This is a genomic window from Streptococcus mitis SK564, assembly GCF_000148525.1.
Classification (GTDB): Bacteria; Bacillota; Bacilli; order Lactobacillales; family Streptococcaceae; genus Streptococcus; species Streptococcus mitis_H.
In genome coordinates this window covers 154,899-176,791 of record NZ_AEDU01000007.1, presented here as the reverse complement: position 1 = coordinate 176,791, position 21,893 = coordinate 154,899, and the positions used below count along the sequence as shown (strand labels likewise).

At 40.3% G+C, this 21,893-nt stretch carries 16 protein-coding genes; 2 read left to right on the top strand and 14 right to left on the bottom strand.

Annotation, left to right across the window (positions count from 1 at the left end; genetic code table 11):
* Nucleotides 1-27: 27 nt before the first annotated feature.
* From SMSK564_RS05565 to SMSK564_RS05535, 6 genes are all read right to left on the bottom strand, one after another.
* Nucleotides 28-837 (bottom strand): MBL fold metallo-hydrolase, encoded by an 810-nt coding sequence (locus SMSK564_RS05565; RefSeq protein WP_000004961.1) that lies wholly within the window; start codon nt 835-837, stop codon nt 28-30.
* 1 nt (nt 838) lies between these two features.
* Nucleotides 839-2,188 carry a cell wall metabolism sensor histidine kinase VicK gene (vicK, locus tag SMSK564_RS05560; RefSeq protein ID WP_000593406.1) on the bottom strand — a complete coding sequence of 450 codons (1,350 nt, stop codon included), beginning with the start codon at nt 2,186-2,188 and terminating at the stop codon, nt 839-841.
* Entirely contained in the window at nt 2,181-2,888 is a 708-nt protein-coding gene (yycF, locus tag SMSK564_RS05555; RefSeq protein WP_000722071.1) for a response regulator YycF, read from the bottom strand. The genes vicK and yycF overlap by 8 nt, the downstream gene beginning before the upstream one ends.
* 55 nt (nt 2,889-2,943) lie before the next feature.
* Nucleotides 2,944-4,119 carry an A/G-specific adenine glycosylase gene (gene mutY / locus SMSK564_RS05550; protein ID WP_000886128.1) on the bottom strand — a complete coding sequence of 392 codons (1,176 nt, stop codon included), beginning with the start codon at nt 4,117-4,119 and terminating at the stop codon, nt 2,944-2,946.
* Between the two features lie 546 nt (nt 4,120-4,665).
* Nucleotides 4,666-4,941: an HU family DNA-binding protein gene (locus SMSK564_RS05540; protein WP_001284642.1), complete on the bottom strand. Its 276-nt coding sequence runs from the start codon at nt 4,939-4,941 to the stop codon at nt 4,666-4,668.
* 107 nt (nt 4,942-5,048) lie between these two features.
* Nucleotides 5,049-5,888 carry a DegV family protein gene (locus SMSK564_RS05535; RefSeq protein ID WP_000161408.1) on the bottom strand — a complete coding sequence of 280 codons (840 nt, stop codon included), beginning with the start codon at nt 5,886-5,888 and terminating at the stop codon, nt 5,049-5,051.
* Nucleotides 5,889-6,029: 141 nt separating this feature from the next.
* Between SMSK564_RS05535 and SMSK564_RS05530 the strand changes: the two genes are divergently transcribed.
* Nucleotides 6,030-6,878: a YitT family protein gene (locus tag SMSK564_RS05530; RefSeq protein WP_000592063.1), complete on the top strand. Its 849-nt coding sequence runs from the start codon at nt 6,030-6,032 to the stop codon at nt 6,876-6,878.
* 87 nt (nt 6,879-6,965) lie between these two features.
* On the opposite strand, the gene SMSK564_RS05525 is transcribed toward SMSK564_RS05530, so the two are convergent.
* The 7 genes from SMSK564_RS05525 to SMSK564_RS05495 all read right to left on the bottom strand — a co-directional run bounded on the left by SMSK564_RS05525 (nt 6,966) and on the right by SMSK564_RS05495 (nt 15,783).
* Entirely contained in the window at nt 6,966-7,883 is a 918-nt protein-coding gene (locus SMSK564_RS05525; RefSeq protein ID WP_000587440.1) for a bifunctional riboflavin kinase/FAD synthetase, read from the bottom strand.
* A gap of 301 nt (nt 7,884-8,184) precedes the next feature.
* A complete protein-coding gene (gene carB / locus SMSK564_RS05520; RefSeq protein ID WP_001126420.1) occupies nt 8,185-11,361 on the bottom strand; it encodes a carbamoyl-phosphate synthase large subunit in 3,177 nt (1,058 codons plus the stop codon).
* A 447-nt stretch (nt 11,362-11,808) separates the two neighbouring features.
* Entirely contained in the window at nt 11,809-12,888 is a 1,080-nt protein-coding gene (locus SMSK564_RS05515; protein WP_000166853.1) for a carbamoyl phosphate synthase small subunit, read from the bottom strand.
* Nucleotides 12,889-12,937: 49 nt separating this feature from the next.
* Complete coding sequence (locus tag SMSK564_RS05510) at nt 12,938-13,861, bottom strand: aspartate carbamoyltransferase catalytic subunit (RefSeq protein ID WP_001293841.1); 924 nt, start codon at nt 13,859-13,861, stop codon at nt 12,938-12,940.
* A gap of 18 nt (nt 13,862-13,879) precedes the next feature.
* A complete protein-coding gene (gene pyrR / locus SMSK564_RS05505) occupies nt 13,880-14,401 on the bottom strand; it encodes a bifunctional pyr operon transcriptional regulator/uracil phosphoribosyltransferase PyrR (protein WP_000850023.1) in 522 nt (173 codons plus the stop codon).
* Nucleotides 14,402-14,611: 210 nt separating this feature from the next.
* Nucleotides 14,612-15,241: an endonuclease III gene (gene nth / locus SMSK564_RS05500; protein WP_000244454.1), complete on the bottom strand. Its 630-nt coding sequence runs from the start codon at nt 15,239-15,241 to the stop codon at nt 14,612-14,614.
* Nucleotides 15,241-15,783, bottom strand: a complete 543-nt coding sequence (locus tag SMSK564_RS05495) for a YceD family protein (protein ID WP_000773214.1) — start codon at nt 15,781-15,783, stop codon at nt 15,241-15,243. Before SMSK564_RS05495 ends, nth begins: the two co-directional genes overlap by 1 nt.
* A gap of 532 nt (nt 15,784-16,315) precedes the next feature.
* Here SMSK564_RS05495 and SMSK564_RS05490 point away from each other — a divergent pair.
* Nucleotides 16,316-17,866, top strand: coding sequence for an ATP-binding cassette domain-containing protein (locus tag SMSK564_RS05490; RefSeq protein WP_025170892.1), 1,551 nt, complete (start codon nt 16,316-16,318; stop codon nt 17,864-17,866).
* Nucleotides 17,867-18,135: 269 nt separating this feature from the next.
* Here SMSK564_RS05490 and SMSK564_RS05485 read toward each other — a convergent pair whose 3' ends face one another.
* Complete coding sequence (locus SMSK564_RS05485; RefSeq protein ID WP_000672567.1) at nt 18,136-21,690, bottom strand: pneumococcal-type histidine triad protein; 3,555 nt, start codon at nt 21,688-21,690, stop codon at nt 18,136-18,138.
* Between the last annotated feature and the right edge of the window lie 203 nt (nt 21,691-21,893).

Below are 21,893 nucleotides of genomic sequence, written 5' to 3'. Positions count from 1 at the left end.
ATAAAAAAGAAGGCCCCCGCCTTCTTTTTATATATCTGTCAATGGTGTTGCGGTATCTGGTGAGGTATCATAAACCTTAAAGTCTACTCCGACTCCCAGATCAGCTTGTGCTAGCTGATTGACCATGGTCATGTGAGCTAGCTCCTTGATATTGTTTTCCTTAGACAAGTGACCAAGATAGATTTTCTTAGTGCGATTTCCTAGCGTCCGAATCATGGCTTCGGCACCATCTTCATTAGAAAGGTGACCCAGATCCGATAGGATTCGTTGTTTGAGTCGCCAAGCATAAGAACCTGCTCGTAAAATCTCTACATCATGGTTGGACTCGATAAGATAGCCATCTGCATTTTCGACAATCCCTGCCATACGGTCACTGACATAACCTGTATCTGTCAAAAGGACAAAACTCTTGTCATCCTTCATAAAGCGATAGAACTGCGGTGCGACTGCATCATGGCTTACGCCAAAACTCTCGATGTCAATATCTCCAAAGGTTTTGGTTTTGCCCATCTCAAAGATATGCTTTTGCGAAGAGTCTACCTTGCCAAGATACTTGCTGTTTTCCATAGCCTGCCAGGTCTTTTCATTGGCGTAAAGATCCATACCATACTTGCGAGCCAAAACGCCTACTCCATGGATATGATCTGAATGCTCATGGGTAATCAAGATGGCATCCAAGTCTTCGGGCTTGCGATTAATTTCAGCAAGTAGGCTGGTGATTTTCTTACCAGATAAGCCTGCATCCACTAAAAGTTTCTTTTTTGGGGTTTCCAGATAAAAGGAATTTCCACTGGAACCCGACGCTAAAATACTGTATTTAAAGCCTGTTTCACTCATTCTAGTCTTCTACTTCGTCCTCCCATACTTCTTCTTTCACTGCATCCTTATCATAAGGGAGCACAATGGTAAAGGTTGATCCCTTACCGTATTCACTCTTGGCCCAAATAAAGCCTTTATGCTGTTTGATAATTTCTTTGGCAATAGACAGTCCCAGACCTGTTCCACCCTGGGCACGACTTCTAGCACGATCCACACGATAAAAACGGTCAAAAATACGTGGTAAATCCTGTTTAGGAATACCCAAACCTTGGTCAGAGATAGACAAAATCATCTGATCATCAGTCGTCTTCATAGTCACTGTGATTTTCCCACCATCTGGCGAATACTTGATGGCATTGTTGAGAATATTATCAATCACCTGTGTCATCTTGTCTGTATCAATTTCAATCCATACCGAGGTAATTGGGTAATCTCTCACCAGTTCGTATTTCTTATCTTCATCCTGACCTCTTATCTGATCAAAACGGTTGAGGATAAAGGTAATAAAGGCAGTAAAGTTAATCAGTTCCACATCTAGGTGACTGGTCGCATTATCAATCCGTGAGAGATGGAGGAGATCCGTCACCATTCGCATCATACGGTTGGTTTCATCTAGAGATACCTTGATAAAGTCTGGTGCTACGGTTTCACACAAAGCTCCCTCATCCAAGGCTTCAAGATAGGATTTAACACTGGTTAAGGGTGTCCGTAACTCATGACTAACGTTGGAAACAAAGAGTCTTCGTTCGCGTTCTTCCTTCTCCTGCTCAGTCGTATCGTGCAAAACAGCCACCAAACCTGAAATAAAGCCAGACTCTCGACGAATCAAGGCAAAGCGAACACGAAGGCTCAGATACTCACCATTAGCATCCTGAGAATCAATGATGAGTTCAGGAATTTGGGTAATTAAATCACGAAGTTCATACTCATCTTCAATCTTAAGCAACTCTAGGATACTCTTGTTGAGAACGTCTTCTTTCTGAACACCTAACTGTTTCTTAGCCATGTCATTAATCATGGTAATCTTGCCACGACGATTGGTCGCAAGGACTCCGTCTGTCATATAAGAGAGTATACTATGTAATCGTTTACTCTCTTGTTCCAGATTTTCTTGGGTTAAACGAATTACTTCTGATAAATCATTGAGATTATTGGTAATATTAGTGATTTCAGAGCTTCCCTGCATATCCAATACCTGAGAATAATCTCCTGCAATCAGGTCCTTAACTTTTTGATTGATTTGCTTCAACCGAACATTATCCCGACGATTTTCTAGCAAAAGTAAGGTCACTACTAAAATAAAGCCAAGTAGAATGAGGATAAAGATAAAATCACTGGTTAAAACTGTATCTTTAATTAGTTTAATCATTATTTCTCATATAATAACCAACACCGCGACGTGTTAGGATATATTCAGGACGACTTGGTGTATCTTCTATCTTCTCACGCAAACGTCTGATGGTTACGTCAACTGTTCGAACATCTCCGAAATAATCATACCCCCAGACCGTTTCAAGCAAGTGTTCACGCGTAATTACTTGACCGATATGAGAAGCCAAGTGATACAAAAGCTCAAATTCACGGTGAGTTAAGTCTAGTTCTTCACCGTATTTCTTAGCAACATAGGCATCTGGAACAATCTCCAAGTCCCCAATTTGCAAGGGTTGAGTTTTATTTTCATCTGATTCTTGATTATCTACAGAAGCCAAGTCCGTGCGACGAAGGAGAGCTTTGACACGCGCCTGCAACTCACGATTTGAGAAGGGTTTGGTTACATAGTCATCCGCCCCAAGCTCTAAACCAATAACCTTATCAAATTCGCTGTCTTTAGCTGAAAGCATGATAATAGGTACACTACTTGTCTTGCGAATAGTCTTAGCAACTTCTAAACCATCAATTTCTGGAAGCATCAAATCCAGAATAATAATATCTGGCTGCTCTGCTTCAAATTGCTCTAGCGCTTCACGACCATTAAAAGCGGTTACAACCTCGTAACCTTCCTTGGTCATATTAAACTTGATAATATCTGAGATTGGTTTTTCATCATCTACAATTAATATTTTTTTCATATGTTCACCTTTTTCTCTACTATTATACCAAAAAAATAGCAAGAAGACACAATAGCTAGTCTTTGCTACTGTCTAAGTTGGATTGTGCATAAGCCTGCCAGATTTTTTGTTGGGGTTTGGCAAGTGGAACATCCTTGAACTCTTCTGGTGAAAGCCAGCGAACTTCCCTATCTGAAAAATCATGAAAGTCACTCACCTGACCTGCTACAATCTGTACATTCCACTTTCGATGGCTAAAGACATGCTTGACAGTCTCAAAATAAACATCGAGCCAATCAACATCTAAGTCATAGTCCTGCTGAAAACTCTCCTCTGGACTGGGACCAAAGTTCACACTTTCTTCTGCAACCTGATGGAAGAGGTCAAACTGCTCTTCTTGCGAAAACTCATCTACTTCTATCAAGGGAAAATGCCAAAATCCTGCCAACAACTTTTCACTCTCATTTTTTTCAAGTAGAAATTGCCCCTGAGCATTTTTCACAACTAGTGCTTTTAGATAAATTGGGACAGGCTTTTTCTTGGGAGCCTTAATTGGATAACGGTCCATTGTGCCATTCTGATATGCCGCACTGAAGTTCTTAATTGGACTCTCTTCTGGCCTAGGATTAACTGGCGCCTCAATATCAGATCCTAAGTCCATCAAAGCTTGATTAAAGTCACCAGGCCTTTCTGGATCAATCAAGATTTCCATCATTGCCTGAAAAATTTTGCGATTACTTGGAATCCCAATATCATGGTTGACTTCGAACAGACGGGCCAAAACACGCATAACATTACCATCTACAGCTGGCTCAGACAAGTTAAAAGCAATACTGGAAATCGCGCCTGCGGTGTAAGGACCAATCCCTTTCAAACTGGAAATTCCTTCATAGGTGTTTGGAAATTGACTACCAAAGTCAATCATAATCTGCTGGGCTGCAGCCTGCATATTACGAACTCGAGAATAATATCCCAGTCCCTCCCAAGCCTTCAACAAACGTTCTTCAGGCGCATTCGCCAAACTTTCTACTGTTGGAAACCAGTCCAAGAATCTTTCATAGTAAGGAATAACCGTATCCACCCTGGTCTGCTGGAGCATAATTTCAGACACCCAGATATGATAAGGATTTTTACTTCTCCTCCAAGGTAAATCTCTTTTGTTTTCATCATACCAAGCGAGAAGTTTCTCACGGAAAGAAATGATTTTCTCCTCCGGCCACATGACAATACCGTATTCTTTCAAATCTAACATATCTCTAGTATAACACAGAAGGTTTCACCTGTCTTTGTATCTGATTTATAATATTCTCAATAGACAGTATATGACTTTTCTTTCTACTTAAATATTTTTAATATGACTTCAGCTGAAAATCAATAAAGTATCGGAGAAGGTTATTATCCACTTTCAAGGTTTGATTTTGAGACAAATAATACTCAATGAAAATCAAAGAGCAAACTAGGAAGCTAGCTACAGGTTGCTCAAAGCACTGCTTTGAGGTTGTAGATAAGACTGACGAAGTCAGTCACATATATAATCCAAGGTGAAGCTGACGTGGTTTGAAGAGATTTTAGAAGAGTATAAGCTAGAAATACAGTATTATTTAAAATAGTCGATCATCCTACGGATAAACAATAAAAACTCATCACTCTTATAAAACAATGAGAACGCAGATTGATATCATCCTAAAACAAGTAACAAAGGGAAAATAATGTTTTGCCCCTTTTTTGCCCCCTATACACAAAAAAAGCCTACTGACCAAGCTAGAAAGCTTGATACAATAGGCTTTTTAAAGGCTGATTATTTAACAGCGTCTTTAAGAGCTTTACCAGCTTTGAATGCTGGAACTTTAGAAGCTGCAATTGTGATTTCTTTACCAGTTTGTGGGTTGCGACCTTTACGTGCAGCACGCTCACGAACTTCAAAGTTACCAAAACCGATCAATTGAACTTTTTCACCAGCTGCAAGGTAGTCAGCTACTGCTGAAAATACAGCTTCAACTGCTGCTGCTGAGTCTTTCTTAGTCAATTCTGTAGCTTCTGCTACTTTAGCGATCAAATCTTGTTTGTTTGCCATGTTAATGATTCCTCCAAATTAATTTCTAATTAACAAATATAATCATATCCTAAAATTCCTTATAGGTCAAGTTAAAAACGCTGTTTATTCGCATTTTCTTTATTTTTTTAGGAATGGTAACGTACCAAAATAGCCCACGCATTCTCGCCTGTATGAGTCTGAATAATAGAACCGGTTTCTAAAACAGAAATTGGTTTTTCAACATAGGCTTGTAAACTTTCTTTCATTTCTCTCGCCAAGTCATCACTACCTGAATATGAAATTCCAATCTCTGCTACAGAACGTTCAGAGAGAGATGTTGTCAACTCATCCAACCATTTTTTAAAGGTTTTAGCTCCACGCCCCTTAACGATTGGTTGCAATTCATGGTCTTTCATCTGCATGACAACACGGATATTGAGAAGGGAGCTCAACAATCCAGTTACACGGCCAATTCGTCCACCTTTTACTAGATTTTCTAGAGTAGAAACACCAATATAGAGCTCCGTATGTTTTTTTACCTCTTCAACGTGAGATAAAATTTCCGCCATATCTTTGCCTTCTTGTGCTAATTTCGCAGCCTCAACAACTTGGAATTTCAAGGCTTGGTCAGTGAAGGAACTATCAACAACTGTCACGTCGGCAGTAGATAGGCTGGCACCTTGGCGTGCTGCTTCTACAGTTCCCGAAAGAGCATGAGACATATGAATAGCAAGAATCTGGCTACCATCTTTGCATAGGTCTTCAAAAACTTCAGCGAAGACACCTACAGGCGGTTGACTTGTCTTAGGAAGATTCTTACTTGCTTGCATCAACTGAAGAAATTTACCTTCTTCTTTCAAATCAGCATCAGAATAAACAACATTATCAATCATTACAGATAGTGGAACTACCGTAATATCTAATTGCTTTACTAGTTCTGGTTCAATAGTAACAGATGAATCGGTTACAATCTTAATTTTTGTCATAGTATCAATCTTTCTATTTTAGGATTCAGATTGGTTTTCTTACTTTTAATTATATCAAAAAAAGATTAAAAATCCTAATGGAGTCAATCAAATTTTCCGTAAAAATTTGATATAATCAACTTATAAGAAAAGAGGTGTCCTATGATTAAAAAAATTTACCCCATTTTAACCATTTTACTAGGTGCTGCTATTTATGCTTTTGGACTGACTTATTTTGTAGTTCCCCATCATCTCTTTGAAGGAGGGGCGACAGGTATTACCCTCATCACCTTTTATCTTTTTAAAATCCCTGTTTCGCTCATGAACTTGCTGATTAACATTCCCCTTTTCATACTAGCTTGGAAAATATTTGGAGCAAAATCTCTCTATTCTAGTTTGCTTGGAACCTTAGCTTTGTCAGCTTGGTTGGCTTTTTTTGAGCGTATTCCCCTTCATATTGATCTTCAAGGTGATTTACTGATTACTGCACTTATAGCGGGAATTCTATTGGGAATTGGTCTTGGAATTATCTTTAATGCTGGAGGTACAACGGGCGGAACTGATATTCTAGCTCGTATTCTCAATAAATACACTCATATATCCATGGGGAAACTGCTCTTTATCTTAGATTTTTGTATTCTCATGCTCATTCTCCTAATCTTCAAGGACTTGAGATTGGTTTCCTACACGCTCTTATTTGATTTTATCGTTTCTCGTGTCATTGATTTGATTGGCGAAGGTGGCTATGCTGGTAAAGGTTTTATGATTATCACAAAACGTCCCGACCAACTTGCTAAAGCGATTAATGATGACTTAGGAAGAGGAGTTACTTTTATTTCTGGTCAAGGCTACTATAGTAAAGAAAATTTGAAAATCATTTACTGTATTGTCGGTAGAAATGAGATTGTGAAAATGAAGGAAATGATTCATCGAATCGATCCTCAAGCCTTTATAACTATTACAGAAGCCCATGAAATCCTTGGAGAAGGATTCACCTTTGAAAAAGAATAAAAAGAGGTAGTGTAGTGACCTCAAAAGTTAGACTTATTCATCTATCTTTTGGGTTACAAACAACCTCTTTTTTAATTACCCAAACTCTTAAGACCAATTCCGAGCAACTTCTTCATCTGCCTTTAACTGATCCACTAATTGGTCAACTGAGTCAAATTTGGTCATATCTCGAATGCGATCAAGCCAATAAACCATGACGGTTTCACCATAAATATCTTGATTAAAATCAAAAATATTGACTTCAAAACGTGCTTCTTCTCCATCAAAGGTCACATTTTTCCCGACACTAGCCATAGCACGATACTTCTGCCTTTGAATCTCAACATCAACGACATAAACGCCATCTGCCGGCATATAAGTACGGTCTAAAAGCACCAAATTCGCTGTTGGATAACCAATCGTACGACCACGAGCATTACCATGAACCACCATCCCTCTGGATGGAAGCGGTGCCCCCAAAAGTTCCTCTGCTTCTTTCACATTTCCGTCTAAAATAGCTTGACGGATACGAGTTGAACTAATCTTTCCTTTCTCATCTTCTACAGGTGGGACAATAATAACTTCTCCATCAAAGTAATCCTTTAAATCTTCTGCCGTTTTTGTGTCAGAACCAAATGTATAATCAAAACCTGCAACAATAATTTTGGCATTCATAGCTTTGATATAGGTTGCAAAAAATTCTTCTGCCGTGAGACTAGCAAATTGACTACTAAAATCAAGGAGATATAATTCTTCTACGCCTTCACGCTTTAGTTTCCTCTCACGTTCAGCAGGGTTCAAAATATGCAAAAACAGATCAGGATGATAGGGCTCTAAAGCGATCTTTGGAGATTCATTAAAGGTCATAACGACGATAGGTAATAAATCTTTTCTCGCAGCCTTATTGGCAACACGAAATAATTCTTGATGCCCCTTGTGTATACCATCAAAATAGCCGAGAACAACGACTGAATCAGATGGTGTGCCAATATCTTTTTGGTTTTTTATAGGAATAGTAATAATCATAAAATAATTATATCATAGCGATAGCTATTTCTGGAACAGAAAATCTGAAATGTCGTTTTTTTCACCTGAAATAGCCATTTTTTCAAAAGGGAGTAGCATGCAAATATATATTGACTCTGATATACTAGAATTACAAAAAAGGGGAACGATTAACATCATAAGCCATTCCCAATTTATTCTTATTGTATCACAATTCATCATCATTCTTGAGTGAAGAACTGATAGTTGAATAGCCTGCACTAATATCGTAAAAACCAGCGTTTTCTGACGCTGGCTTTTTAACCGTGAAAATATTTCTCAACTAAATCGCTTCTGTGACAAAACTACGGCTTTCCAATACTTTAAGCATGGCATTAGCTGTATCTAGGGCTGTGAAGAGGGGCACTCCGTGTTCAATGGCTGAACGGCGAATCTGCTCACCATCTTCGTCTGCAGTTCGTTTGGTTCCAACTGTGTTAATAATAGCTTGAATTCTTCCTTTGCGAACAAAACTTGGAATATCCTTATCGTCATCACCAATCTTACCAACAGATTGGGCTTGCAATCCATGACTAGCAAAGAAGGCTGCTGTCCCTTCTGTCGCGAGGATTCCATATCCAATATTTTGGAAACGACGAGCTAAGTCCAAGGCTTCTTCTTTTGCCTCATCAGCGATGGTAAATACAACGTTACCAAAAGTTGGCAAGTGGAGGTAAGAAGCTTCAAAGGCCTTATAGAGAGCTTTTTCCAAAGTCGTATCAGAACCCATAACTTCCCCTGTTGACTTCATTTCAGGACCAAGTAAGCTGTCTACCTTAGCTAGTTTGGTAAAGGAGAAGACAGGTGCCTTGATATGAACGCGAGTGCTTTCAGGGTAAAGTCCATCTTGGTAGCCAAGTTCTTCAAGTTTTTGACCAAGAATGAGCTTGGTCGCTACCTGAGCCATAGGGATATTGGTCACTTTAGAAAGAAATGGAACCGTACGGCTGGCACGTGGATTGACCTCAATAACATAGACTTTTTCATCCTTGATGACAAACTGGATGTTCATCATTCCAAGGCAGTTAAGACCGATTGCTAGGCGTTTAGTATAGTCTGCGATTGTTTCTTGCACCTTTTGCGACAAGGTTTGTGGTGGGTAAACGGCCATTGAGTCACCTGAGTGGACACCGGCACGTTCGATATGCTCCATGATACCAGGAATGAGAACATTTTCGCCGTCTGAAATGGCATCAACTTCACACTCTTGTCCAACGATATAAGAGTCTACAAGGACTGGATGGTCAGGACTAGCCTTAACCGCTGTACGCATATAAGAACGAAGGTCTTCTTCGTTTTCAACGATTTCCATGGCACGTCCACCAAGTACATAAGATGGGCGGACAAGAACTGGGAAGCCAATCTTGCGAGCTGCAAGAACTGCTTCTTCTTCATTGGTAGCCGTTTGTCCTGGTGGCTGTGGAATATCCAGGTCTTTAAGGGCTTGCTCGAAGAGGTCACGGTCTTCGGCACGGTCTAGGTCAGCGACCTGTGTACCAAGGATAGTCACACCTGCTTTTGCCAATGGCTCCGCAAGGTTGATAGCTGTTTGACCACCGAACTGAACGATAACACCTTTTGGTTGCTCCAAGTCAATGACGTTCATAACATCTTCGAATGTCAATGGCTCAAAGTAAAGCTTATCTGATACAGAGAAGTCTGTTGAAACAGTCTCTGGGTTTGAGTTCATGATAATAGCTTCATAACCAGCAGCCTGGATAGCCTTAACAGAGTGAACCGTTGCATAGTCAAACTCGACCCCTTGACCGATACGGATTGGACCAGAACCTAGGACAAGTACAGATTCTTTATCAGACTTGATAGACTCGTTTTCCCAACCATAGGTTGAATAGAAGTATGGTGTTTCAGAGTCAAATTCTGCCGCACAAGTATCTACCATCTTGTAGACTGGGACAATCTTGTTTTCCAAGCGAAGCTGGCGAACTTGGTCAGCTGTAGTTTCCCATAGTTCAGCAATCTTACGGTCTGAGAAGCCATTAAGTTTAGCTGTTTTCAAGACTTCTAGATCTTGTGGATAGGCACCCAATTCTTGCTCAATTTCAAAGATATGCAAGAGTTTATCCAGATAGAATATATCAATCTTAGTCAATTCAGCAATTTCTTCTGGTGTGTAACCACGGCGAATGGCTTCTGATACGTAGAAGAGACGGTCATCCTGGGCTTTGACTACTTTTTCAATCAAGGAATCATCAGAAACTGCTGCAAGTTCAGGCATTTCATTGTGGTGCACCCCAATTTCAAGGGAGCGGCAAGCCTTAAGAAGAGATTCCTCGATGTTACGACCAATCGCCATGACTTCTCCAGTGGCCTTCATCTGGGTACCAAGACGGCGCTCACCTTTTTCAAACTTGTCAAATGGGAAACGAGGAATCTTGGCAACCACATAGTCAAGGGCAGGCTCAAACATGGCATAGGTTGAACCTGTAACTGGGTTGATAACTTCATCCAAGGTCAAACCTACTGCAATCTTGGCAGCCAACTTAGCAATCGGATATCCTGTCGCCTTAGATGCCAGGGCTGACGAACGCGATACACGAGGGTTTACTTCGATGACATAGTACTTGAAGCTGTGTGGATCAAGAGCTAACTGAACGTTACATCCCCCTTCAATCTTAAGGGCACGAATGATGCTCAAGCTTGCGTCACGAAGCATTTGGTTTTCATAATCTGACATGGTTTGGGCAGGGGCAAATACGATGGAATCCCCTGTGTGAATCCCAACTGGGTCAAAGTTTTCCATGTTACAAACAACCAAAGCATTGTCAGCTGAGTCACGCATCACTTCGTATTCGATTTCCTTGAAACCGGCAATGGAACGTTCAATCAAACACTGGGTAACAGGTGACAATTTCAAACCATTTTCAGCGATTTCACGCAATTCTTCCTCGTTGGCACACATACCACCACCAGTACCACCAAGGGTAAAGGCTGGACGAACGATGACTGGGTAGCCAATTGTTGCTGCAAAGGCAACTGCTTCTTCTACTGTATTAACAATTTCAGATTCAGGAATTGGTTGCTCCAATTCTTCCATCAATTGTTTAAATAGGTCACGATCCTCCGCTTGGTCAATGGCAGATAATTTAGTTCCCAGAAGTTCAACACCAAGTTCATCTAAAATACCATTTTTAGATAATTCCATGGCCATGTTGAGACCTGTCTGACCACCGAGTGTTGGTAGTAAGGCATCTGGACGTTCCTTACGAAGAATACGTGTCACAAACTCAAGTGTAATCGGTTCAATATAAACCTTGTCCGCAATCTCCTTGTCCGTCATGATGGTGGCAGGGTTTGAGTTAACCAAGACAACCTCATAACCTTCCTCTTTCAAGGACAAGCAAGCCTGGGTCCCAGCGTAGTCAAACTCAGCAGCCTGACCAATAATAATCGGACCAGAACCAATCACCATAATTTTTTGAATATCAGTACGTTTAGGCATAGTTTATGATACAAAGCCCGTAAAGAACAAAGTGAAAATAGGAAACTCGGTGCAGACGCCTTCAGCGTCAAGACGATGTTTATCTTTTTCACATAGTTCTTAGGGCGTGTTCACTTCCGCGAACAATGTATCTTCTCCTTTCTATTTGGCAACTCTCAGGTTGCCATTAAATAAATTCTCCGACGATTTTTTAGCGAAACGATACTTTTCGGTAAAAAATCTAGTGCAGGGAGTTTTTAGTTCGCCTGATAGCGACTAAAAGAAACGACCTGCCTTTCTATTCGTCGCCTCACAGAGCGACATTAAATAAGATACAAAGGACGAATAGAAAGCGATTGAATTTTAGGAAACCAAGGAAGGATTGACAATCCAAATTGGTTTCTCTAAATTCCGAGCTTTCCGTCCGTGTTCAATTAAATAAATTCTCCGACGAGCTTTTACTCGTTCTTAGTTCGATTGTTTAAAAGCTTCCATCATCTCGATAAACTCGTCAAATAGGTAGCTAGCGTCGTGTGGACCAGGGGCTGCATCTGGGTGATATTGAACAGAGAAAGCAGGTTGGTATCTGTGACGCACACCTTCAACTGACTTGTCATTGATTTCTTCGTGGGTGATAATCAAGTGTTCTGGCAAATCCTCACGACTAACTGCATAACCATGGTTTTGACTTGTAAAATCCACACGTCCTGTAGCAATTTCACGTACCGCATGGTTGAATCCACGGTGTCCAAATTTCATCTTATAGGTCTTAGCCCCGTTTGCCATTGCAAAGAGTTGGTGCCCCATACAGATACCAAAGATTGGAATTTTTCCTTGTACACCGCGAATCATATCCAGTGCCTGTGGAACATCTTCTGGGTTACCTGGACCATTTGACAACATAACTCCGTCAGGATTGAGATGGAGAATTTCTTCAGCCGTTGTCGAATAAGGAACAACCGTCACGTTACAGTTACGCTTAGAAAGTTCACGTAGGATTGAGTGCTTGAGACCAAAGTCCACTAGCACCACGCTCAAACCAACTCCTGGAGCTGGATAAGACGTTTTAGTAGAAACCTGTTTGATATTATCTGTCGGCAAAACTGTTGCTTGGAGCTGGTCCGTCACATGGTCCATACTGTCCCCAACATGGGTCAAGGTTGCACGCATAGTACCATGCTTACGGATAATCTTGGTAAGGGCACGCGTATCAATTCCTGAAATACCTGGAATTTTCTTTGCTTTCAAAAATTCATCCAGCGTCATTTGATTGCGCCAATTACTTGCTCTACGCGCCTCTTCGAAAACAACGACTCCCTTACAAGTTGGAATAATGGATTCGTAATCATCACGGTTAATTCCATAATTTCCCACCAAAGGATAAGTAAAGGTCAAGATTTGTCCATTATAAGACTGGTCTGTAATGGATTCTTGGTAGCCAGTCATACCTGTATTAAAGACGATTTCGCCTGTTACATCAATATCTGCTCCGAAGGCCTTGCCTTCAAAAACTGTGCCATCTTCTAATACTAGAAGTCTTTTTGTCATATTTTCACCTCTCGTGGACGCTCACTGGCGTCTTTTAACGTCTTGTGTTTTAGTTGGCGTTTCTACTCGCCAGTACGGATTCTAAGATTGCCATTCGAACAAAGACACCATTGGTCATTTGTTGGACAATCCGTGATTTTGGTGCTTCAACCAAGTGGTCTGCGATTTCTACATCACGATTGACTGGAGCTGGGTGCATAAGGATTGCTGTTTCTTTCAAACGGTCATAACGTTCTTGAGTCAAGCCATGTTGGGCATGGTAGTCTTCTTTGGAAAAGACAGCTCCACTATCATGGCGTTCATGTTGCACACGAAGAAACATCATGACATCCACCTGATCAATGATTTCATCAATGGTTGCAAACTGTCCATAGTCTGCAAACTCTTGACTTCTCCATTCCTCAGGTCCAGCAAAATAAAGTTCAGCTCCCAAGCGTTTCAAAATCTGCATATTGGATTTGGCAACACGTGAGTGGTCCAAGTCACCTGCAATCGCAACCTTGAGACCCTCAAAGTGACCAAATTCCTCATAAATGGTCATCAAATCCAGCAAGCTTTGGCTAGGGTGTTGGCCCGAACCATCTCCACCATTGATGATGGAAGTCGTAATCGTGGGACTAGCAATTAACTCTCTGTAGTAGTCAACCTCTGGGTGGCGAATCACACAGACATCAACTCCTAAAGCAGACAGAGTCAGGATGGTATCATAAAGTGTCTCACCCTTATTGACTGAACTAGTCTTAACATCAAAGTCAAGTCGCTCCAATCCCAGTTTAATCTCTGCTACTTCAAAGGACTTATGCGTCCGTGTAGAATCCTCAAAGAAAAGATTGGAGACAATCGGATGGTCCTCGTAGGGAAGCTGAGCTCCATTTTTAAACTCAATTCCTCGCTTGATCAATTTCATCACTTGATCGACAGTGAGGTCTTCCATGGACACCACATGGTTCAATGCTTGTTGATTTTCTGACATGGCTACTCCTTTAGCTTTCTAAGCTTCTTCAGTAATCAGAACTCTGTCTTGGCCATCAAGTTCTGCCATCTCTACGATGATTTCTTCAGAACGACTAGTTGGGATATTTTTCCCAACGTAATCTGGACGGATTGGCAATTCTCTATGTCCACGATCGACTAGAACCGCTAAACTCACGCGCGCAGGACGACCATGACCTACAATATTATCAATAGCAGCACGGATAGTACGGCCTGTATAAAGCACATCGTCCACCAAGATAACTTCGCGGTCTGTCACATCGACAGAAACCAAAGAAGTATCTTCTCCACTTTTAACATCATCACGGAAAGGTTTAGTATCCAATTCCACAACAGGAACTGAAAGATTTTCTAACTGCTCCAAACGTTCTTGGATTCGGTGGGCGATAAAGACACCGCGAGTTTTAATACCAGCCAAGACGATTTTATTCAAATCTTTGTTGCGTTCGATAATCTCATAAGTAATACGCGTAATCGCTCGTTTGACGGTCAATTCGTCTACAACTTCTTTTGTCTTCATGACAAACCTCCAAAAAGAAAAGTCTCCTTAAACAAGGAGACTTGAAATGTATAGCCAAGCGAGCCCTACTGCAAACAGTATAGACTTCACCCTACTACTTTATCGCGCTCCTTGCCTGCCTCACGGGACAGGTTTAAAGGAATATTTAGTTATAAAATACTATAGCACAAAGCAAGACTAAAATCAAGCAAAAACTTTTGAAACCCTATCTTACAAATTGCTAAAATCATATAACTGTGGGTACTGGTCACACTCTGGATTTTTAGGATGGCAGATAGCCCGTCCGAAATAAATCATGGCCTGATGAGCTGCTAACCATTTTTCAGGTGGCAAAATATCCATAACCCTCTTTTCCACCTCAAGCGGTGTCGCTGATTTTTTGACAATATCATGGTGTTTGCAAATACGCTCCACATGAGTATCCACTGCAAAAGCTGGAATCCCAAATCCTACACTCATGACAACATTGGCTGTCTTGCGACCAACACCTGCTAGACTTTCTAATTCTTCTCGAGTCTGAGGCACTTGACCGTCAAAATCGTCTAGTAACTGTTGGGCACATTTTTTAAGGAATTTAGCCTTATTCCGATACAATCCCAAACGAGAAATGTGTGAGGCAATCTCACTCTCTGTCGCTACAGACATGGCTTGTGGAGTTGGAAAGGCAGCAAAGAGACCTGGTGTGACCTTATTTACCGCTGCATCCGTCGTCTGGGCTGACAACATGACCGCAACTAAGAGTTCAAAATGATTGGTGAAATCAAGACTAGGCTTGGCATCTGGAAAAAGAGCAATGATTTCTTCTAGCACCTTTCGTGCACGTTTTTTTGACAAGACCATTATTCGTCTCCATCAAATAGTCCTTGTAAGCCAGCAAAAGGACTGTTTTCTTCTTTCTTAACTGCTTGTTGGGCCTGGTATTCTTCCTCTGTCATGATTTGCCAGTCATTTCCTGAAACAAATCCTTGACCAGCCTCTTCTTCAGCCGTCAAAACCTTGATAGGAATGTTTAGTAGGATATTGTCTGACACGCTCTCAGCAAGGTCAAGTTCTCCATTTTCGATAGGCAAGACCAAATCATCGTCTAAAACTTCCTGATCTAGTTGGTTAGTTGCACCTTCCATGAAAACTTCCGTTACTGGATAAGATTCAACTAACTCAACTGGATCCATACTGCGACTTGAAGCAAGAACAATGGTATAAGATAGTTGATAATCTAAGAAATACATACGGTCTTCGTACTGTACTTTCCCAACTGCAAGGATATTTTTTACATCTAAAATTTCTTGATTACGTGCACGCAGGTCTGCGGCTAGGTCTAACGTTTGTTCAAAGTGCAAGCCTTCAGACTGCTTACGAATTTCTTGAATATTTAATTTCATACTTCCTCCATAAAGATTTACTCTCTTGATTATACCATGAAAAGCCTACAAATCAGCCCACCAAACTTTGTAATTAAATTTCGATTTTCAACATATTTACTATGCTGTTTTTATTTTTTAGTGCTATACTACATCAGAGCAAGGAGAATGCTCACATGGAAGACAAAGAACTCATTACTAATGCTTACCACACGGATTTTAGAGCATAGAATTTCCAGTTTTCTGTTGACAAAATTTCCTGAAAGTTATACGATAAAGATACTAATACTCGGAGGTAAGGGAGACATGAACAACTAAGTCTATCAAATAAAGAACCTTTATTTAGTAGATCTTGTTTTTGTCTCTTTTTGTGGCTCTTTTCATACTAGATTTTCTAGTATCTTGTCCCCATTGAAAATCAAAAAACTAGAAAGCTATGCTCCTCTTGGGTTGGGTTAGGCAACTCCAAGCTAGTTTGACGAGTCTTTCAACGAGGATAATAGAGTTTTGACAGTGACTTTGGGCTCTACTAGATAAAGTAGAGCTTTTTGTTATGCACTATCGACATTCTAGAAAGGGCAACAATATGATAAAAATCAATCACCTGACCATCACACAAAACAAAGATTTACGAGACCTTGTCTCTGATCTAAGCATGACCATCCAGGATGAGGAAAAGGTAGCTATTATTGGGGAAGAAGGAAATGGCAAATCAACCTTGCTTAAAACTTTAATAGGGGAAGCTTTGCCTGATTTTACTATCAGGGGAGACATTCAATCTGATTATCAATCAATAGCCTACATTCCTCAAAAACTCCCCGAGGAGCTGAAAAATAGGACTCTACATGACTACTTCTTTTTGGATCCTCTTGATTTAGACTACAGTATCCTATATCGTTTAGCTGAGGAGTTGCATTTTGATAGCAATCGTTTCGCAAGCGACCAAGAGATCGGGAGCCTCTCCGGTGGCGAAGCTTTGAAAATTCAGCTCATCCATGAGTTAGCCAAACCCTTTGAGATTTTATTTTTAGATGAACCTTCAAATGACCTGGACTTTGAAACAGTTGATTGGCTAAAAGGTCAGATTCGCAAGATTAGGCAAACTGTTATTTTCATTTCCCATGATGAGGATTTTCTTTCTGAAACGGCAGACACTATTGTCCACTTGCGACTGGTCAAGCACCGAAAAGAAGCTGAAACGTTAGTAGAGCATTTAGACTATGATAGCTATAGCGACCAGAGAAAGGCTAATTTTGCCAGACAAAGCCAGCAAGCAGCCAACGACCAAAGAGCCTACGATAAAACCATGGAAAAGCATCGCCGAGTCAAGCAAAATGTAGAAACTGCGCTTCGAGCTACCAAAGACAGTACAGCAGGTCGCCTATTGGCTAAAAAAATGAAAAATGTTCTCTCTCAAGAAAAACGCTTTGAAAAGACAGCTCAGTCCATGACCCAAAAACCACTTGAAGAGGAAGAAATCAGACTTTTCTTCTCAGATATACAGCCATTACCGGCTTCTAAAGTCTTAATCCAACTGGAAAAAGAAAATTTGTCCATCGGCGAGCGAATTTTGGTTCAAAAACTACAACTAACTGTCCGTGGCCAAGAAAAAATCGGTATCATTGGCCCAAATGGTATTGGGAAATCGACTCTGCTAGCCAAGTTTCAACAACTGCTAAGTCAAAAAAGAGAAATTTCGCTTGGTTTTATGCCACAAGATTACCACAAAAAACTGCAATTGGATTTATCACCAATAGCCTACCTCAGCAAAACTGGAGAAAAAGAGGAACTACAGAAAATCCAATCTCACTTAGCCAGTCTCAATTTCAGTTATCCAGAAATGCAGCATCAAATTCACTCCTTATCTGGCGGACAACAGGGAAAACTCCTGCTTTTGGATTTAGTCTTGCGCAAACCAAACTTTCTACTTCTGGATGAACCTACACGAAACTTTTCTCCAACTTCTCAACCCCAAATCAGAAAACTCTTTGCCACCTATCCAGGCGGTCTCATCACTGTTTCCCATGACCGTCGTTTCTTAAAAGAGGTCTGTTCAATCATCTATCACTTAACAGAGCACGGTCTGGAGGTAGTTAATTTATAAGATTCATACTCATGAGGATAATTTTTTGCTTTGGAGTGCTATTTAAACATTATAATCAGTGAATAAATCTTATATCCACATTCAAGTCAATAATTTCTTGTAATCAACTCTAAATAGACGGATAAAAACTACTTCTAACTATCAAAAAACGAGCACCTCCTCAGTTGGAAATGCTCGTTTTCTTATCTTGCCATGGTTTATAATTACAATGAGAAATAGGAAACAGCCTTGAATGGGAAAATCTCCTAGATCTACGACCACAAACTTTTTTATTCTACTGGTTTTTCTTGATTTCCAGTACTTATTGGAGATTCTTTTGTTTCCTTTTCTGGAACTGATTCAGCAGGTTTAGAATCTGTTGCGTTGCTTGGTTTATTTTCGTCGCTAGCAGTTTCACTGTTAGATTCTGTAGCTACATTTGGTTGGTTCTCAGCACTGGTGTTATCACCATTTGCCTCAGCATTTGTTGCTGGACTTGCTTCTTCACTCGCGCTTGATTTTGACTTGATTTCTTGATTCAAGATCAGAATAGCTTTTGTCAATTCAAGTAAAGCAGCCTTATCTTTACTCTTAGCAGAAAGTTGATCTAGTAATGCATCCACCTTATCAAAGTCTGCATCAGAACCCTTATTGTTTTCTAAATAAGCATGAAGCGACATAAGAATATCGTAGAGTTTTTGATAGAGTACAAGTGTCTGAGGATCTTGCTCAGCATTTTCCTTTTCTTGTTGAAGGGCGCTAGCGATACGAGTCAAGACATCTTTCACCTGACTATTTACTTCATCCAAGTCTGCATCAGCCTTGTTTGTAGCAGCTTTGAGATTTTCTACTTCTTCTGCCAAGGATTGTCTGATTCCTTCTTCTTGGATTTGCTCTAAGAGTTGAGTTGCCTTGCTCAAAAGACTTTCTACTTCTTCCTTGCTGACATGATTGACATGCTCTTCAGGCATAAAGTCTCCATACAATTCTTTCAAGAAGCCATAAATAGCTGTCTTGGCACTTTGATTATCAACTTTTTCAGTATCTAGAACTGTCTGACTTGATTTCGCAGTAGTTGGCTGAGCTTTCAAAGCTTCTTCCACTTCTTGTTTTGCCTGATAGATACTTGGGAATAATTTGTTCAATTCTGCTGCCTTAAGGAAGGATTGAGATTGATACAAAGTCCAAGTCAACTGAGCTACTTTGTTTCGAAGTTCATCACTCAAACGACCGTCATTTACGTGTTCGTAGAAATACTTGATGTATTCTACAGTTGTAACACCTGTTCGATCATTAAAGTCTTGAAGAGCTTGAAGTTGTGATTCAACCGCTGCTAAACCAGCCTCATCTTTAGCCAATTTAGATTCTTGGAGTCGAAGGAGAAGATCTTTCTTTGGAAGTCCATAAGAGTCTGTATCCAGTGTATTGATTTTATCAATCAAGGCCTGATATTTCTTATCTAGAGCGCTTGTTTCAACAGGTTTGACACTTTCATCAATATGGATATATTGCTTATCAAAGAGATCCAGTGTTGCAAGATAACCTGCTGTAGAGTTAGTTGCCAGTTTCTTCATGTTCTCAATAAACTGACCTAAGGCTAACTCAATCTGTCTTTGTTCGATAGGCTTGTCTTTATAGATGTTTCTGCTTTCAGCTAGAAGTTGGTCTACTTTTGCCAAAACTTCCTTCTCATCAAAAGCTCCAGGTTGATAGTTGGGTTGTAGGGCTGGAATCTTGTTTTTCAAAGCCACTTCATAGCCTTTAGTTTGAACCTTGATGTAGTGATTATGGTCGCCATGAGGAATCACAAAACTACCATTTTCTACCTGTAAACTATAAGGAGACACACCATCTCGCAAAGCAGTGGTATAGAGTTCATTTAGGAAATCAAGTTCTGGATTCCCAGTTTGAAGAGGAATCCGAACGTGTTCCTTACGAACAGCGTAGGGATGGATATGAGTCGGATCGTAGGCTTGGTCTGGATTTCCAAAGACAAAGAATCCGTTTGAAATTCTAATCGCTTCAAGTGGAACGCCGTAGGTCTTAGAAATATAAGCAATCTTTTCTTCATCGCTAGCATCTCTTGAGAAAGACTCTACCGTTTTAGCAAGAGGTTTTACAGGCTCTGCATCATGATGTGTTTTCAAATGATCCTGAGCTGCCTTAATTTGATCAGCAGTCAAATCTTTCTTGAAGAAGTAATGATTGTGGTCGTCGTGACTCATGACAAAACCTTGCTCATCCTCACTGATGACACGATTGGCATCAAAACCGTGATCATGGTCTTCATGGTGATGACCATGTGCATCTTCATCATGATCGTCATCGTGATCGTCATCATGAGCTGGATTTGGTGTTGCTGTATTTGCACCTTTCAAGTGTTCTTGCGCTGCCTTAATTTGCTCTGCTGACAAGTCCTTCTTGAAGAAGTAATGATTATGATCACCATGACTCATGATAAATCCTGCTTCATCTTCCGCAATAATACGATTGGCATCAAAGCCGTGTCCACCTTCTTCATGTTCCTCATGTGAAACACTAGGATTGACTGGAAGAGATGGCGAAGGTGTTGTTAGACCATTATTTGGAAGAGTCGGTTGCCCAATTTGATTTGATTTCGGAATGTAATGGAAATGGTCACCATGTCTGACGATATAAGCTGTGGCTGTTTCTTCAACGATATCTTTTGGATTAAAGATATAGCCATCAGATGTTGAAGAGTTAGGCTTATTTGTAAGTAATGAGGCATGATTCAAAGTAGATGAATTACTTGGAAGACTTCCTATACTAGACGCTACTTCATGAGGTTTTTCATTTGTAGAGACCGTAGAACCAGTTCCACCGATAGGCACCATTCTAGCAATCTTTTCTTCTAAAGGAGAGAGCTTGCTGTAAGGAATAAAGTGATAATGGTCGCCGTGCGGAATCGCAACTCCATTTGGTGTACGACTGATAATCTTAGCAGGGTCAAAGACCAGACCATCTGATTCACTGTAACGTTGGTCGCTAGGTGAATCATAGAGTTCTTTCAAAAGACTTTGGAGATTTTCAGTCTTACTTTCTGACGTGCTAGTTGATCCTTGCTCTATTGCTTGCGTAGTATTGTCACTAGCTGTTGAAGAATAGCTTAACTGACTCGGTTGCGTATTTTTGCCCGCTAGATGAGCTTTCGCTGCTGCTAACTCACTGGCAGATAAATCACTTTTTGGAATATAGTGATAATGACCTCCATGAGGAACGATATAAGCATCACCAGTATCTTCGATAATATCGGCTGGATTAAAGACATAACCATCATCTGTCGTATAGCGTCCCTGAGACCTTGCTACAGCAACATCAGAGCTGACCTTCTCATTATCTTTGACATGTTCTTGTTTTTGACGATTGATTTCATCTTTAGTTCGAATATTATCAGCATGAGCTACATCTTTCAGGTAGACATAATATTTTCCATCGACCTTGATGATATAACCACCCTTGACCTCATTGACAATATCTCCATCCTTAAGTTTGTAGTTTGGATCCTTCATCAAGAGTTCTTCACTAAAGAGGGCATCATAAGGAACTTTCCCATTATAGTAATGATAGTGGTCACCGTGTGACGTCACATAGCCCTGATCTGTAATTTTGATGACAATTTGCTCAGCCTGAATCCCTTCTTTTTGGCTAACCTGATCTGGTGTCAGGTTTTCACTTTTCTGACTTGACTGACTACCATCCACATAAGAAACACGATTATTGTCCTTATTTTCCTGCGATCGATGCTGGTTCAATGCATAAGCACAAAGACTCAAGGATACGATAACAGCTGATCCAGCTGCTATATACTTTTTACTGAATTTCATAAATCCCTCATTTCAATAAATGATGAAGCTTTTTCTTAACTTCCTTTACTTGATTAAATAGTTTTCTAAATTGGTTATTTAACCAATTAATTAACCAGTAAATAGTTTACATTTTTTAAGTTTATCTGTCAAGATTTTTATGTCATAAAAAAATCATGACCACCCCTAAAACGGGTGTTTTGCCTGTCTCACACCTGACTTAG

Coding starts and splice junctions, on each gene's coding strand:
- SMSK564_RS05565 (WP_000004961.1), bottom strand. CDS start 837: ATGAGTGAAACAGGCTTTAAATACAGTATTTTAGCGTCGGGTTCCAGT.
- vicK (WP_000593406.1), bottom strand. CDS start 2,188: ATGATTAAACTAATTAAAGATACAGTTTTAACCAGTGATTTTATCTTT.
- yycF (WP_000722071.1), bottom strand. CDS start 2,888: ATGAAAAAAATATTAATTGTAGATGATGAAAAACCAATCTCAGATATT.
- mutY (WP_000886128.1), bottom strand. CDS start 4,119: ATGTTAGATTTGAAAGAATACGGTATTGTCATGTGGCCGGAGGAGAAA.
- SMSK564_RS05540 (WP_001284642.1), bottom strand. CDS start 4,941: ATGGCAAACAAACAAGATTTGATCGCTAAAGTAGCAGAAGCTACAGAA.
- SMSK564_RS05535 (WP_000161408.1), bottom strand. CDS start 5,888: ATGACAAAAATTAAGATTGTAACCGATTCATCTGTTACTATTGAACCA.
- SMSK564_RS05530 (WP_000592063.1), top strand. CDS start 6,030: ATGATTAAAAAAATTTACCCCATTTTAACCATTTTACTAGGTGCTGCT.
- SMSK564_RS05525 (WP_000587440.1), bottom strand. CDS start 7,883: ATGATTATTACTATTCCTATAAAAAACCAAAAAGATATTGGCACACCA.
- carB (WP_001126420.1), bottom strand. CDS start 11,361: ATGCCTAAACGTACTGATATTCAAAAAATTATGGTGATTGGTTCTGGT.
- SMSK564_RS05515 (WP_000166853.1), bottom strand. CDS start 12,888: ATGACAAAAAGACTTCTAGTATTAGAAGATGGCACAGTTTTTGAAGGC.
- SMSK564_RS05510 (WP_001293841.1), bottom strand. CDS start 13,861: ATGTCAGAAAATCAACAAGCATTGAACCATGTGGTGTCCATGGAAGAC.
- pyrR (WP_000850023.1), bottom strand. CDS start 14,401: ATGAAGACAAAAGAAGTTGTAGACGAATTGACCGTCAAACGAGCGATT.
- nth (WP_000244454.1), bottom strand. CDS start 15,241: ATGGTCTTGTCAAAAAAACGTGCACGAAAGGTGCTAGAAGAAATCATT.
- SMSK564_RS05495 (WP_000773214.1), bottom strand. CDS start 15,783: ATGAAATTAAATATTCAAGAAATTCGTAAGCAGTCTGAAGGCTTGCAC.
- SMSK564_RS05490 (WP_025170892.1), top strand. CDS start 16,316: ATGCACTATCGACATTCTAGAAAGGGCAACAATATGATAAAAATCAAT.
- SMSK564_RS05485 (WP_000672567.1), bottom strand. CDS start 21,690: ATGAAATTCAGTAAAAAGTATATAGCAGCTGGATCAGCTGTTATCGTA.